This window comes from Pseudoalteromonas sp. MEBiC 03485 (genome assembly GCF_004195145.1).
Classification (GTDB): Bacteria; Pseudomonadota; Gammaproteobacteria; order Enterobacterales; family Alteromonadaceae; genus Pseudoalteromonas; species Pseudoalteromonas apostichopi.
Map to the genome: position 1 here is coordinate 599,771 of NZ_SGBT01000002.1, position 15,459 is coordinate 615,229.

Annotated in this window: 13 protein-coding genes; 5 read left to right on the forward strand and 8 right to left on the reverse strand. The window is 39.2% G+C overall.

Annotated elements, in window-relative coordinates; genetic code table 11:
- Window positions 1-34 precede the first annotated feature (34 nt).
- The gene (locus EVU92_RS19435) at window positions 35-3,187 is read right to left on the reverse strand and encodes a M1 family aminopeptidase (protein WP_130052802.1); all 3,153 of its coding nucleotides are present in this window, start codon (window positions 3,185-3,187) and stop codon (window positions 35-37) included.
- Complete coding sequence (locus tag EVU92_RS19440; RefSeq protein ID WP_130052803.1) at window positions 3,181-4,050, reverse strand: ABC transporter ATP-binding protein; 870 nt, start codon at window positions 4,048-4,050, stop codon at window positions 3,181-3,183. The genes EVU92_RS19435 and EVU92_RS19440 overlap by 7 nt, the downstream gene beginning before the upstream one ends.
- Before the next feature lie 305 nt (window positions 4,051-4,355).
- Here EVU92_RS19440 and EVU92_RS19445 point away from each other — a divergent pair, with 305 nt between their 5' ends.
- Both EVU92_RS19445 and EVU92_RS19450 read left to right on the forward strand, forming a co-directional pair.
- Window positions 4,356-5,867: a histidine kinase gene (locus EVU92_RS19445; protein WP_240701339.1), complete on the forward strand. Its 1,512-nt coding sequence runs from the start codon at window positions 4,356-4,358 to the stop codon at window positions 5,865-5,867.
- Window positions 5,860-6,528, forward strand: a complete 669-nt coding sequence (locus tag EVU92_RS19450) for a response regulator transcription factor (RefSeq protein ID WP_130052804.1) — start codon at window positions 5,860-5,862, stop codon at window positions 6,526-6,528. The genes EVU92_RS19445 and EVU92_RS19450 overlap by 8 nt, the downstream gene beginning before the upstream one ends.
- Here EVU92_RS19450 and EVU92_RS19455 read toward each other — a convergent pair.
- From EVU92_RS19455 to EVU92_RS19465, 3 genes are read right to left on the reverse strand one after another with little or no spacing between them, the layout of a single operon-like run.
- Complete coding sequence (locus tag EVU92_RS19455; RefSeq protein WP_130052805.1) at window positions 6,525-7,124, reverse strand: SGNH/GDSL hydrolase family protein; 600 nt, start codon at window positions 7,122-7,124, stop codon at window positions 6,525-6,527. The two genes, EVU92_RS19450 and EVU92_RS19455, sit on opposite strands and share 4 nt — an antisense overlap.
- Window positions 7,124-7,648: a DsrE family protein gene (locus tag EVU92_RS19460; RefSeq protein WP_130052806.1), complete on the reverse strand. Its 525-nt coding sequence runs from the start codon at window positions 7,646-7,648 to the stop codon at window positions 7,124-7,126. Before EVU92_RS19460 ends, EVU92_RS19455 begins: the two co-directional genes overlap by 1 nt.
- A gap of 47 nt (window positions 7,649-7,695) precedes the next feature.
- On the reverse strand, window positions 7,696-8,160 hold the full coding sequence (locus EVU92_RS19465; protein WP_130052807.1) for an NAD(P)H-dependent oxidoreductase: 465 nt from the start codon (window positions 8,158-8,160) through the stop codon (window positions 7,696-7,698).
- A gap of 76 nt (window positions 8,161-8,236) precedes the next feature.
- Between EVU92_RS19465 and soxR the strand changes: the two genes are divergently transcribed.
- A complete protein-coding gene (soxR, locus tag EVU92_RS19470; protein ID WP_167657461.1) occupies window positions 8,237-8,692 on the forward strand; it encodes a redox-sensitive transcriptional activator SoxR in 456 nt (151 codons plus the stop codon).
- 18 nt (window positions 8,693-8,710) lie between these two features.
- Here the strand turns inward: soxR and EVU92_RS19475 are convergent, their stop codons facing one another.
- A complete protein-coding gene (locus EVU92_RS19475) occupies window positions 8,711-9,070 on the reverse strand; it encodes a DUF1294 domain-containing protein (RefSeq protein WP_130052808.1) in 360 nt (119 codons plus the stop codon).
- 53 nt (window positions 9,071-9,123) lie between these two features.
- Between EVU92_RS19475 and EVU92_RS19480 the strand changes: the two genes are divergently transcribed.
- Complete coding sequence (locus EVU92_RS19480; RefSeq protein ID WP_130052809.1) at window positions 9,124-9,648, forward strand: hypothetical protein; 525 nt, start codon at window positions 9,124-9,126, stop codon at window positions 9,646-9,648.
- Between the two features lie 46 nt (window positions 9,649-9,694).
- On the opposite strand, the gene EVU92_RS19485 is transcribed toward EVU92_RS19480, so the two are convergent.
- Window positions 9,695-11,203: a DUF3360 family protein gene (locus EVU92_RS19485; RefSeq protein WP_130052810.1), complete on the reverse strand. Its 1,509-nt coding sequence runs from the start codon at window positions 11,201-11,203 to the stop codon at window positions 9,695-9,697.
- Window positions 11,204-11,602: 399 nt separating this feature from the next.
- Between EVU92_RS19485 and EVU92_RS19490 the strand changes: the two genes are divergently transcribed.
- A complete protein-coding gene (locus EVU92_RS19490) occupies window positions 11,603-13,075 on the forward strand; it encodes a diguanylate cyclase (protein WP_168990043.1) in 1,473 nt (490 codons plus the stop codon).
- A 137-nt stretch (window positions 13,076-13,212) separates the two neighbouring features.
- Here the strand turns inward: EVU92_RS19490 and EVU92_RS19495 are convergent, their stop codons facing one another.
- On the reverse strand, window positions 13,213-15,336 hold the full coding sequence (locus EVU92_RS19495; protein ID WP_130052812.1) for a methyl-accepting chemotaxis protein: 2,124 nt from the start codon (window positions 15,334-15,336) through the stop codon (window positions 13,213-13,215).
- Between the last annotated feature and the right edge of the window lie 123 nt (window positions 15,337-15,459).

The following is a 15,459-nucleotide window of genomic DNA, read 5'->3' on the forward strand; positions in this document are numbered from 1 at the left end:
CCACAGTGTTCTAAAACCTGTGGCTTTTTTGTTTTTATACTTCCAAAAAAAGTTTATTAATTACGTCTTTATCTTGTTCATTAAGCTGTTCTTGTAAAGCTCTAATAAAATCCATTGACGTAGCTGGTCGATTAGGAAATGCGTATTTTTGCCATACTGATTTTAAAGCTGTCACAATCACTGCATCCCCAAATTCATTCCTAAGCTTTGCAAATACAAGAGTGGCTTTGGAATACTGATCGTAACTTTTTGATGAATCTACCAATGCTTGCTTTGTCGAAATATCTAGCCTAGAAGCTTGTTGATATCGTTGAGTTTCATATTTGACTAATGCATCGACAGCTTTTTTTCCGTAACGCTTTTCAATCACCACAAGCTCTATATATTTAGCTAATGATTCAATCAAAAAAGCGCTATCTTCAGGAACACTATTGCCAATATCATGACCAAACCATTGATGAGCCGTTTCATGTACTGCACGTCGATAACGTTGATCAAAACCTGCTCCCTCACTTGGTTTTGCTCTAAAACCGACTTTATTATCAATCAAAATAATTTCAGGTAATGCATACCCAGTCCCACCAAAACCTGTTGAGTCAATCAAACTGAGCTTTGAACCTTTGTACGCATTAAGATTACTCTTAAACCAAGAAAGCGTATCACTCATAGCTTGTAAGTTAACTTTTACAGCATCTTGATCAGCTTCTATTGCTCTTGATTTAGTAAAAACCTGTAACTTCACCCCCTCATAAATTAACTCAGTTGCTCCAAATGGAAACGACATCCAAGCAGGTAAGTTGTTAATTGGCACTGTCGTCTGAAATTTAAAAACGGCTCTTTGTCCTTCAATAATATGCTCTGTATTTTTACCTTGTGAAACGACCTGATAACCTACTGCGGTGGTAACCTTGCTTTTCATGGTAATACGTTCATAGCTATCCGGTACTTGGTATGTAGTATTAAAAAGCTTTGAAGGTGGTGTTTTAACATAGAGTGGAAGGCCATAATCTAATCTTAACTTCTCATCACCTAGCTCATAGTTTCTTTGATATCCAAGCGTCGGTAAAAGTGGAACAGAACGAATATAACTAAATTCAGGCGTAATGATTTGATGCCCTTGTGTGGGCCATAATTTGGCTTGCTTAACTTCAAATTGTGTTTTAAGTTGCCTTGTTTCAAATGGCTTGAGTGCGGGTTTAAACTCGTAAATAGCTTGATTCATCGATGGATAAAATGCGACTTGCTCAGCTCCTTCTATCTTAATATCTGCCCATTGATAAAAGCCTGCGCGACCTATCAATACCTGTTTTATTGGTTTTGTGTGGGGATTAATAAATGAGTAGGTTAAGTTAAATTGTGCTGATTGCTTATAGGGGTAAAAATCTATTTCTGCATCAATATGACTGATTTTAGGCTGAGCTTTATATTTCCAACCAGTAAACATTCTTTCATAGTTTGCTTTAAATCTTTCTCGTTTATGAGAGTTACTTAGTGGCTTTTCTGAAATTAAATTAGCATGCAGCTGCCAAAATAAACTGATAGCTAAAACTGCAGGTGTTAACAGCCAAGCATCTTTACTTTTAAAAGCCCTGCGGCCCAACCCTGTACCACGATGATTAAAAGCCTGACTAACAAGCACAACACTAAGTAATAACACTAGCCATGCGCGAATATAAGGCCAGTAACTACTTAAACTTGCGCGATAGCCCCAAAATTCATTAGCCGGCTGCAATGGTGTCCAAGCTACACTCCAAAACGTGTGTGTTAGCCCTAAATAAGTCATTACTGGAGTAAATTTAAGTAACAAAATGGCCAAAACCACTAAAGATGCAACGAGCTCTGAGCGCATTAAATTGAAAATACATACAAATACTGAAGCAATAATAGCCAGCGGCAGCCCCATTAAAGCTAAAATATAAATATGTTGATAGAAGTCAAAGTCACTGCCAATAAAAAGTTCAGCTAGAGATGCGCCAACTAAGCCAATTAACGAATAAACAAACACCAAACTCATTATTGCCAATAATTGGCTATGTAAAATTGAAGCGGTCTTAATAGGCGCTGCCGCAATTATCTCTGCTACTTTATAGTGCCTAGCATTACAACTAAGTTGCCAACTCCATAGAGCGCTCAGTAAACACCCGAGCAATATATACATATCAAAGGCATATTGATTAACAGCATCAATGCTAGTTGCTTTTATAACACTCATTGGCTCTGCATACTGAGAGGAGGATGCAACACTATTAAACACCAACCCTAGCCATAAAAAAAATAGAATGATTGTTATTGGTTGTTTTAAGATATTTAAAATTGCAGCTTTATATAGCTCAAATAGAATCGAGCTTTGACGAAATGTAGGCTTTACCGTTTGATAGTGAGTGTTAGGCCTAAAATCGGACTCAAGATGCCTTTCCTCCGCTTTTTTTGCCCGTGCATGTGCTTGGGGGTACAAACCAACAGCGGAAGTAAAAATAACCAATGCCAGACTAAAACAAACAAAACGATTAATATAAAAAGGAATATTTTGCGACTCGCTAAAACTTGCTATTACCGTTGTATAAGCAAATGGATCTAACCAGATGAATAACTGATAAAACGTTTCGTTAAGTACATTACTTCCTGCCAAAATTGGATTACCCGTTATACTCGCAGCGAACAAATAAGCTATCCAAATGCTTGCAAAAACGGCATAGATAATCATTGAGCTTCGAAACCTTTGACAAAGCCAAAATGCCAAAGCAATAAGTAAAAAACAGTTTATGAGTAAAACAAAACCACTATAAAAAATTGTATAACCAAGTATTTGCCAACTAAATCCATTATTTTGAAAATCTACGAAACTCATAACCAACGTACTGCTTAATGAAACCATCATTAATAGACTTACAAAACCACCTATTCGAACATAGTTTTTTTGTCTTGAACTTACTGATGCAACAGCAATAATTTCGTCCATATGAAAGAGGTGATCACGTAAGAAAATTGCTGGCGATAATGCTCCAACCAATAAAACCAATTGCATCATGTGTAATGACACTAAATGCAATTGATACTGCTGTAACGGGTCAACATTACTTGTTGCAAGCCCTGAAGAAAGTGAAAATGCAAAACTTGGCGCAATAAGCAAGCACACCCAAACTATTGGTTGACGAAAAAGATACTTTAACTCATTAATTATTAACATAATTCGCCTCTTTGAGATTTTAGTTCAAAGAAGTACTTATCTTGTAATGATTCTGTCGCCAAAACAGCTCCTATAGTTGGGCGTTCTGCGGCATAAACTCGAAAGACAGGCCTGCCATATCGATAACTTTGGCTCAGTACTAAAGCACCTTTGGGCAGTTCGTTTGGCAAAGTTTTTAATGTCCATACTTTACCTTTGAGGTGACTTACTAAGGTATCGATATGGCCACTTTGTATCAGTTGACCTCCTTTAATCATCGCCACAAAGTGACATTGGTTTTCTATATCTTCAACAATGTGTGTTGAGAGCAAAATCAGTCGATTCTTACTCATTGAAACTAATAAGTTATTGAGACTCCCTCGCTCAGCCGGGTCAAGCCCCGCAGTAGGCTCGTCTAAAATAATTAATCTGGGATCACCCAGCAATGCTTGAGCAATACCAAAGCGTTGTTTCATTCCCCCCGAAAAGTGACTGACTCTTTTATTTGCATGTTGAGTTAAGTTTAACGCAGTAAGCAGGTCATCAATCTGTTGCTTTGTCTTTTTAATTTCAAGCCCTTTTAATATGGCTATGTGTTCAAGTAGTGCTCTACACCCTATATGTGGGTAAACACCAAATTGTTGTGGTAGATAACCAAGTTGCTTACGTAACTTTTCAGGGTCTTTTAATATATCTAAGCCACTAAACTGTATACGGCCAGAATTAATAGTTTGCAGGCATGCAAGGGTTCTCATCAAACTAGACTTACCAGCGCCATTTGGCCCCAATAAACCTACCATGCCGCTGGGTAACTCAATGGTTATATCGTTAAGTGCTTGAGTTCCATCAGGGTATGTTTTCGAAATATGTTCAAGTGTTAGCATTTATTGGCTCCTTAATTAGCACAAATCTAGATTAAGGAATGGCAAAGCTCGCTACTATGAAGTAATGATCAATGAGTCAAGTTTGATGATGAAAGCAAATATTCTGCTTTCGTCATCAAAAAAAGAACTTTCATCAAAATGTGGATGAATAAAGCAATAAAAACGTTAAGCTAAATCTATTAGTAACCCTTTATCAGTATGTTACGCCCTCAGTTTCCACATTATTTAGAAATTAGGGTAATATATAAATGTTCGAAAAAACAACAATGTAAAGTTGCAAAAATAAAAAATGAACGGAGTAGATTTTGCTGGCAGCTATTAGCTATTTATCATCAACTAAAAACACAAAAAGCATGGTTGCTTTACTACCATTAATCGCTGCGATACTACTTGAAAGCCATATTCGTTATCTTTCCCTGAGAATTGATTCACCAGGTACTTATCTAACAGTAAATTTACAGCTAATTTTTGAGTGTATCCCCTTCTTAATCGCTCACTGGATAGCATCTCAACACTCTTTAAAGCAAGCTTCATTGTGGTGGTTGTCAGGGTTTATTGGTTATCCAATAATCACTTATCTATTAAGCAACGGCTTGCCAACTTATGATAAATGGCATTACTTACAAGAACAATGTTGGTTACTTTGCAGCCTAGCAAGTTTATTTTGGCTTTCATCCCAACGTTTTAAGAAGAACCAAAAATCTAAATTCACCAGTTGGATTAGCTCATTGTTTACATTAAATAAAGTTGTTTTTTTTATATGTTTTGCCTGGGCGTTTATCATGGCTGGCATACTTAATAGCCATGAATCACCCCTGCTAAATCAACCATTCGCATTGATATTTGATACTCAAAAGCTACTTACAAACTATTATCAATTTATTTGGTATTTTTCTCAGCTTCTGGTCTACGCAATTATCGTTCACGGCATTTTTTTATTTAATCGTTACATTTTAATACGTCAATTATTAGCCAGACATGGAGTGCTCATTTTTGTATCTGCATGCTTAATTAGCATGGTTATTTTTACACCATTACTTGTCGCTATTGTGCTCACATTACCTGTTAATGACTTACCCTCATATGTCGCCAATCTAACTCCGGGAGGCAGCCAAAACATTATCAATAAGTACAATTATCAGTTTATGTTTTTATTTTTAAGTATCTCTACACCCATTATCTTGGCGTTTGAACGCCAACAGCACCACCATAAATTAGAAGAAGTCGCCAAACAGCAAATAAAAACAGAACTAAAGCTACTGCAGCAGCAAATTAATCCGCACTTTTTATTTAATACTTTAAATAACTTATATGCACTTGCATTAACAAAATCAGAAAAGACACCTGATTTGGTATTACAGTTGGCTGACTTACTGAGATATACCGTCTATGAAGGGCAAAAACTATTCGTTCCACTCGAAAAAGAGCTAAGTTACATTAAAAACTTTCTTGAACTGCACAAGATAAGGCATGCAAATAACTGTAGATTCAACCTAGCATGGCCTGAAACTACTCAATCTCTTTCTATAGCACCACTGCTTCTGATCATTTTAATTGAAAACACCATAAAGTACGGTGTTGAACACGCACAAGAAAACGCTGAAGTAACGATAAAACTAACATTAAACGACAACGTTTTAACTTTATATTGCGAAAATAGTATTCCTCGCAAAAGCGATAACGATGATTCAGGTATGGGACTAAAAAATTTAAAGCGCCGTTTAGAGCTGCTTTATCCCGAAAAACATACTTTATTGGTGCACAATCACAATGGACTTTGGCAAACCAACCTCTCTTTGGAGCTTTCAAGTGATTAAGGCAATTATTGTTGATGATGAACCACTTGCTCATCAAGTAATTCTTCATCATTTAGAGTCGTACTCAGATATCAAAGTAGTTTCTCAGCATTTCAGCGCTAAAGATGCTTTGTACGAATTAGCAAAATCAACTATAGATGTCGTGTTTTTAGATATAAACATGCCAGAATTGTCAGGATTAGAGCTCATTCAAGCACTCGCTAATCCACCTCAAATTATCATTGTGAGTGCTTATGAAGAATATGCAATCACGGGCTTTGAACTTAATGTTACTGATTATTTACTCAAGCCTGTATCTGCAAAACGTGTTCAGCAAGCAATAAATAAAGTGCGCGAGCGCATTTACCTGGCTCCTAAAAGCAAATCAATCACCTTAAAAATAGATCGCGAAAAACGCAAGCTTAGCTTAGATACAATTAAATATATTGAGGCATATGGTAATTATGTAAAAGTACACCAAGACGACCAAACGATCCTCGCAACAACAACTCTAAAACAGCTTTTAGAGCAGTTAATAGGTTCATTCACTCAAATCCATAAATCATACATAGTGAATAACAACAGAGTCATAGCTATTACAAACGAGCATGTAGAGCTAGATAATGGTGATAAGATAAAAATTGGCAAATCTTTTAAAGAGCACTGCAAAGTTTTACTTTAGAGAATACTTATCAGGTGTTCTACAAGAACCTCATGCTGTGAGATTGGCAAATGAATTCCTTCCGAAGGACATGTCGTTATAAGTTCAAAGCAATTAACAAAACAGCAGTTGTTACTGTCAGCAACATTTCTAAATTCTTCCACTAAGAGTTTTGCTTTTAGCTCTGCTCCTGCATAAATAGATTGATACGCGCCAACTTCATACACCGCAGGCGGGCTTAGTATCATTATTTTGGGCAATTCGCGGTGCAGATAGTAGTTTTTTATATCTAAAATGAGTGTTTCGAGGGCATTGGCAATATCAGCAGGCGACAGTGCAAAACGGCGCTTTAAATCATTAGTGCCAAGCTGAATAATAATCACATCTAAATGATAAGCCGCGAGGTAGGGTTCGAGGTATTTAATACCCAGTTTATCGCCACTAAAAGGCGGGTCGTTCACCAGCGTACGGTTTGGCTGTCCGGCTTCAATCACTTCATAGCCAGCACCTAATTTAATACCAAGCAAACTTGGCCAGCGCTCATAAGCAGCCAAGCGTTTACCATCAACGGGCGAAATACCATAGGTGTTTGAATCACCAAAACATAAGATATTCATTAGAATGGATTCAGTGTGTAACCTTGTTGTTGCAATTGTGCGTGTGCGGTCATTGCCGACAAAGCCATTTGTACACCCGGTATAAGCTGCTGTTGCTTTACCTTCATGTGCGTTGCAGACTGCCCGCACAAATACACAACAGTGTTCTGTGCTAACAATTGTGAGATCAATTGCTGATTTTTATTGTCGCTGTCAAAGCGCTTTTTATAAAAACTGTTTTCTAGTACATCAACACTTGCGCCGCCATGCACAACTAAAGCAAGTTGAATGTTCTCAGGTTTCACACCATGAGCTATGTGCATATTAATGAATCGTGCTAATGAGTTCATTTTGTTATTCTGCCCCCCTTTTTCTGCTGCATCAGCTACATCAAATGCCACTTTGAAAACCGTTTGATCAGAGATTGGCGCATGGTTTGGCACATCATAATAAAAACCAAAACCTTTAATAGCAGGCTCAGCTTGCTCTGCATGACTAAACGAAGATAATAAGGCTAAAGATAAACCTAACAGTGTTGATTTCATAAAAGTTCCTGTTGTTTTTTACTCTAGCCTACCTTGTTTAAACGCGTTTAACTAGCATCAATATGTTGATGCGCTTTAAAGGTCATGCCTAAGTAATTAAAGGTGTTTTTAAACATCTCGATAAACGCGTTAGGTGCGTGTGAAGATCCTGCGTTTGAGAGCAATGAAAACTGCTTTTCACGAAGTGTTCTCAGTTTAGGCCTGAGTGTTTCATCATCCATGTAATCAGTGATCCGGTCTAAAAATGCTTTAAACTGCGGTGTGGTGTTATACCAATACACCGGAGATGCAACTACCCAATGTTGATAATTCAACAGCGCTTCAAATACCGCATAAAAATCATCATTTTTATATTGCTTATCGTAGCAATAAGGCGAGATAACATAGTCATCTAGACATACCACATCACCACCATATTGCGTTTTATAATCATTAACTTGTAAACTCGTATTACCTTGCTTTCGCGCACTTGAATAAATAATTACCGTATTTGTTATTGGTTTTTGTTGCATGACTATCACTCCTTTTTTATGATGTGCGCAGCGTAAAACCTCAAGCTAACTTTAGGTCAACACCTTGGAGCAAATTATGTCAGATAAGAAACTTATTGATGCAAACCTATCGGTTGGCTTTGTGGCAAAACGCAGTGGCGTAAAAGTTTCAACCTTGCATTTTTATGAGTCGAAAGGACTTATTCGCAGCTGGCGAAATAACGGTAATCAGCGCCGCTATAAACCCGATGTATTACGCCGAATTGCCGTAATAAAAGCCGCGCAAACCATGGGCATAACCCTTGAAGACATTAAACAAACTTTAAGCACTCTACCTGAGCAGCGCACACCCACTAAACAAGATTGGGCAGAACTTTCGAAGCGCTGGCAAACCCAATTAGATGAACGCATTCAATACATGCAGCGATTGCGCGAGCGCGTTAACGGTTGCATTGGCTGCGGCTGCTTATCAATGGCCAAATGCCCTATTTACAATAAAGACGATTATTTAGGTGAAGAGCAAAATGGCGCAGTGCTATTAGAAAGAGACTAATACACTTCTGCTGATACTTTATATCAGTTGCAAGTAATACAGTGACGACAGTGCACTGCAATTAACAATAACTGTTAACCAAAGTACAGCAATAAAACTGCGTTTTTTAGATTTGTGTCTTAGCCATTGCTGCGCAATTAATGAACCTGGCCAGCCGCCGATTAACCCTAAAATATGCAGTGTACGCTCAGGCACTCTTATCACATGCTCGCCATGTTGCATCGCTAACCGTTTATCCCAGCCATATACCAAAAAGCTTATTAAGCTCGCTACGCTGTAAGTGCCTGCAATAAAGTAGGTAATATTAAGTTGCCACGATATCAGCCATAATAACGCTAAAAGCAACAATGAAAATGTAACTAATGTTTTCTTAATCAAAGAATTATCACCTATACTTTGCAAAATAAATTAAATTATATCGGGGCGTTATTATGGCATACCTCAAATCACTTTTACTATCAATCTGCCTATGTTCGCTTTCTGTTATGGCAGCAGAGCAACAACTTGATGACAAGCTAAAAGTGTTTGAGCCTTATTTAGGCACGTGGCAGTCTGACTTTAATGTCGCAGCTGGTAAACCTGCGGTACAGGATGTGAGTATGTGGCAACGCGCGCTCAATGGCACCGCCATTAAAACCATTCACTCTATCAATGAAGGTGAATATGGTGGTGAGTCGATGATTTTTTGGGACAATAAGAAGCAGTCTTTGGTGTTTTATTACTTCACTACGGCAGGTTTTTATACCCAAGGCACAATGAATGTACTTAGCCCAACTCAGTTTGTTGCTTATGAAAATGTGACAGGCAGCAAAGAAGGGATCACCAAGGTGAAATCGACAAGCGAGTTTAAAAACAATAGCTTTGTGGTATCGACCTCTTACCTTAAAAAGGGTCAATGGACAAAACCCGATACCCGTACTTACACCCGCAGCGAAAAAACAGTTAAGTTTAAATAAGAGCTTTAAAAAGGGTAAGGTGTTTATCACCTTACCCTAATCTATATTAATGCCTAAAGTCTGCCATTAACGCAGGGATACCTGGCAGCATACCTACCATTGCCATCACGCTTGTTAAAATAATAAACATTATTAATGGAATGATCCAACGACTCATTGGGGATAATTCAGAGCTTCGCTCTTTACAACCAATTAAGCCCAGATTGTCTAGCAACATAGTTAATGACCAACCAAATGCAGGATTCACTAAAGTCGATGAAAATACCACAATAGCGGCCGATTGCGTGGTTTTACCTTCGCGGGTCATTTCCATGCCAGCTTCAAGAAGTGGGATAAACACACCAACAATCAAGGCTACACATAATACGGGTTGCCAAATTGCTAAATCCATTGGGTAGCCCCAAATACTGGCAATGATACAAAATAATGCAGTTAACACCGCCCCTGCAGGAATTGGGCGCTTAGCAATGGCTGCAGGTACAATGTAGGTTCCCCATGAAGAGGTAAAGTTAGAGCCACCTAACAATGAACCAAAAGTCTGGCGGATTGAAGCGCTAAACATAGTATCGTCAATGTTCATTTGTACTTTTTCAGTGCGCTCAGGGTAACTAATTTTTTGGAATACTTGATGCCCTAAAAAGTCAGGTGACCACATCGCAACCGCAAGCACCGCAAATGGTAATACCACCACAAAGCTCTCAAGTGTAGGCAAACCCAACATCCAACCAGTATTTTCACCCCACCAATACATCGGGTTCATATTTGGTAAGCCCGGTGCTGTTTTAAACTCAAACGGTGCTCCCAGTAAAAATGCGATTAACCCGCCAAGTAAGCAACTTAATGGCACAGCTAACCAACGTTTTTTGTAGTGCTCAAGTAAGGCATACAACACGATAGTCGACAAGATCACAATGAAAGCAATATGGGTCATATCAATACTTTCAGCCCATGCAAATAGCTTTTTAACCTGCGAAATCGTGCCAATAAAACCAAGGTAGAGCAATAAACCGCCACACACTCCTCGGCTAGTTAATCCCGCCAGTAAACTCCCCCCTTTACTAAGCGCGAGTAACAGACCAAACGCCCCTATCAGTAAACCAAAGGCCATTGGGTGACCACCCGCTGCAACAACAATCGGGATCAAAGGAATAAGCGGTCCATGCGTACCCGCTAAGTTTGCTGTTGGTAAAAAGAAGCCCGAAAATAGTAAAATGAAGATCGATACAATTAACAGCTCATAACGCACGTTTTCTAAAATAAAACCTTCACCTAGGCCCAGAGGCGCTGCAAATGTTGCAGCAATAGCACCCACCATTACCACCTTGCCTATGGTGCCTGCCATGGCTGGGATAGAGTCTTCTAATTCAAACCGATAATCACGAAATGGTAAGTTAGGACGCCAGCGCTTGGGCTGCATAATTTGTAATTCGTGTTCAAGGTATTCGTCACGACTCGAAAATTCACTGCTGGGTTTATGAAGAGCTTGATAGCTTTGCTGGTCGGTATGAGCATCCGATCCTTGTTCAGCAGACGCTGATTGCTGCCTCGTATTCATGAGTTCTCCTACTACCTATCTTGAAAAATTGTGTGAGTTTTTATTATGCAGTTAGGGTAAAGCAGCCAACTGCAAAACACGATTAGGCAAAAGGTAGGGTATGAATTTATAAAAATGGGGTTTTTAATAAAAAGTGGCTCTCAAAAAACACTTTAACACTTTGATATTTAATGTTTTTAAAAATAAAAAGGCCAATGAAGAGTAAGGCTCGCTTACTTTTTAAGCACATTAACTATTAGTCTAATAAATTGTATGAATAGCAAACAGCTATGTAAAACCACTTTTAGATTAATCGAATTTGCCTATTTCCCAACTGCTAATATACTAATTTATTAGTACTTTAAATAATGCTAACTCGCCTTTCTCATGGGTTTATTACAAAAGCACTTAAAGGGATGTATGAACACACAGCTCAAACCTTGGCAATTTAATATCATTGTTTGCTCTGTTTATCTGCTGTTTGGCTTGTTTACCATGCAAGTGTTAAAAACACTGGCGGTATGGCCACCTGCAGGAGTCGCATTGGCTGGCTTGATGTTATTTGGTCGCAAAGCCTGGTTGGGCGTTGCATCAGGCACCTGTTTAGTCGTGCTTTTCTACTTTTATCTCAGCGGCTTAAATCCACTCACTTTTAAACACATAGCAATAAATGCCGCGACAACGACAGGAAATACTTTCGCTGCTTTAACTGCATTTTGGCTAATTAACCGAAAACTTAAACAACACACGCTGCTGACGAGCGTCACCAGTTTAGCCAGAGTGTTTATTGTTGCTTGCATAGCGATTGGTGTGATTTCTGCACTTTTCGGTGTGGGCATATACTCACTAGTTGGTATCGAGTGGTTTGATGGCTTATATGTAGGCATATTAAATTGGAGCATTAGCAATGCCCTAGCGGCGATTGTATTCACCCCTGCCCTTTACTTTTTATGGCGAAATTGGCCGCATCCGGTCACCCTTAGTGAATTTTCTAAGCTTCTTTTACTTACTTTGACCGTGGTTTTGTTGTGTTATTTTATTTTTGGCCCTGCATACACAGCGATGACATTACCATTTTTACAACCTGCATTACTGCTGTTTCCGCTGCTTTATGCAGCCACGAGGTTATCACCAACCGCCACCAGCTGCATGAATATGTTGGTGTTTTTTTCAGCTTGGATCGGAAGTAATCAAGGCTGGGGCTATTTTTATTATCATCACCCAAAGTCAGCAGAAGTGACCATGCAGTTTTTCTTTTTATTCACTCTTTCTGCTGTATTACTTATTCAAGCCGTGTTTATTCAACGTAAGAAAGAGCAACAAAAACTGACCACCATGCTCGAACAAAAAGTAGAAGAACGAACCTATGAACTAGAGCGCGCAAAGCATGAAGCATTAGCCTTATCTTTAACAGATTATTTGACACAGCTTTATAATCGCCGGGGCTTTTTCGAAACAGTTAATAAACAGTTTGAGCAATACATTAACCATCAGAATGCCTGTTCACTCTTGCTGTTGGACTTAGACCAATTTAAAACCATAAACGACAAGTACGGCCATGCCACTGGGGACGAAGTAATACGAACCACAGCACATAAACTCATTCAACATAGCAGAACATCGGATATAGCTGGGCGAGTTGGTGGTGAAGAGTTTGTATTATTTTTGCCCATGACAAACAAACACACAGCATTTGCTATTGCAGAAAAGATCAGGGTCGATATTGAACAACAAGACATCATCGTCGACAACAATCACGTTAAATTCACTGTGAGTATTGGCGTAAGCACCTTGCAAGCAAACGATCAGCACATAGAGTCGATGTTAAAACGCGCCGATAAAGCATTGTACCAAGCCAAAAACCGAGGCCGCAATCAAGCGCAGTGTAGTTAGAGTTACGAGTTGCTAGTTACGAGAGTAAAGTTACGAGAAAAAGGTACGAGTATGTAGCAGCGATTTTACATCGCGTTTTTTCTCGAACCTCGTATCTCACAACTAGTCCCTTTACTCTTGCAACTAGCAGCTTAAAGTTATTTCGTCTTTAACTTGTTCAACTCATCATCCTGTTGCGCGACGAGTGCACTGAGAGTTTGGCTACCATCTCCGGCCTGTGTCGATAGCTCAGCTAGTTGCGATGCGGCATCTGAAATTAACGTCAGGTTGCGGTTTATCTCTTCTGTGACTGAGCTTTGCTCTTCTGCGGCCGTTGCAATATGAGTAATTTGCTGTGTAATTTCATCCACTTTGACGACAACTTCATGCAATGCATCGAAGGCAACTGATGTTTCATCCACCGCTGTTTGTGCGCGCACTACACCTTGCTCAATAACTTTAGAAGCATTACCAACTTCTAGCTGTAAGCTATCTATAAGGCCACTAATATCATCTGTTGATGAGCGGGTTTTTGAAGCAAGTGCCCTGACCTCATCAGCAACCACCGCAAAACCACGGCCTTGCTCACCGGCTCTTGCCGCTTCAATTGCCGCATTAAGTGCAAGCAAGTTAGTTTGCTCTGCAATCGTTCTGATCACATCAAGAATTTGGGTAATATCGTTGCTTCGCGCCGCCACTTTTTCAACCGCTTGATTAGCCTCCTTGATTTCATCCGACATGGTTTTAACTTGAGTAACCGCAGACGACAAGCTAGATTCACTGCTCACAACTAGGCTGTTTATTTCATCAGCTTGTTGCGCTGACTGCTCTGAGGCTCTTGCCACTTCAAGCGCTGTTGCGCTCATTTCGTTCATTGCCGTCACTACGCTCTCTATTTCTTGGAACTGAGCTTGAACGTTATGTTTAGTATCAACTGCAACACTTGTCGCCAAATGAGCCTGCTCTTTAGTTTGTGTCGATACATTTTTAAGCTCACCAATTAAGTCGCGTAATTTAGTAAGAAACGCATTAAAGCCTGTTGCCAATGCGATTAATTCAGCATGTGTATCAACATGTAGAGTTTGTGTTAGGTCCCCCTCAGCACTGGCGAGGTTATCAACACGCTGTTGAATTTGTTGTAATGGCGCCACGATAGTGCGGATCACTAAAGTCATAATAACAAAGGCTGCACCAGCAATAATAATACCTGTAACCAAGATTAAACCACCTAAGGTATTAGCATTTTCACTCATGCTATTTGCAAGTGCTTGAGGGCCTTCAAGAGCAAGCTCAGCAGGCACTTCAATCAACAAGTTCCACTGTGTTTTAGCAAGCTTAATTGTAATTGGATAATTAACTAAGTACTGATCGCCGACTTTAAATACGCCACTTTGATTTTTCGCTTTTACGTAATTGTCTAAAGTGCTTTTAGTCACCGCCTCTTTTAGCGGCCTGCCAAGCTTATCTTTGTAATGGCTGCTACCTACCACTAAGTCAAGTGAGCTTAATAAAGTGACTCGAGCTTTACCGTTATACAGCTCTTTTGACAGTTTTTCGGTCATGCTTTGAAACACAGGTAGGGTTAAATCAACACCAGCAACACCAATAAATTCGCTACCTCGAAGAATTGGCACCGTTAAAGACGTCATCATTTCAGAGTAACCAGGGGTGATTTCGTATAGATAAGGTTCCATAATGCATGGCACTTTCGTGTCTTTTACACACAAGTACCACTCAGCTTCACGCTGTCCAAATTCATTTAACGTGTCTACATATTTTTCTGCGACATCTTCAACCACTTGTTGCTCAATGACACCATCTCGATTGCGCGTGAAATAGATTTCTAATGTACCAGCACCGGCTACAGAGTGGTCATAGCCACTGATAAAGTTAGCATCACGACCATCAAATGCATTTGCTTCGAATTGCGAGTAAATAGATGAGAGTATTGTGTTTTTATTCAGTATAGAGCGATTAAGTTCAACCACAGCATCGCGCGTTAGAGTCGCTGCAGCATCAGGGTCGCCTAAAATAGCAGCGAATGAGTAAGGTACTCGATATGCTTCATTGATAAAGCCGGCGACTTGTTCACCATATGCTGTTGCATTTGAGGAAAGTTTCTCTTCCACTTCAGCAACAATCAGCTTTTCAGATTGTTTAGCTAACTCTTGATTACTACTTGAAAGCTGCCACCATAAAATGCTTGATAAAACAAACACCGTAATAAAAATACTGCCTACGGTGAGCCATAACAACTTTTTCGCTAATGCTAACTGCCGCATTGATTCTTCCTGCTATTATTATCATTGATTAACTAATAGTTTAGACCATTTGTTTGATCACATTAGATTAATTGCAAAAAAAGTACTAATAATAAAAAGCATTGCAGGTAGAGAAATTAAACA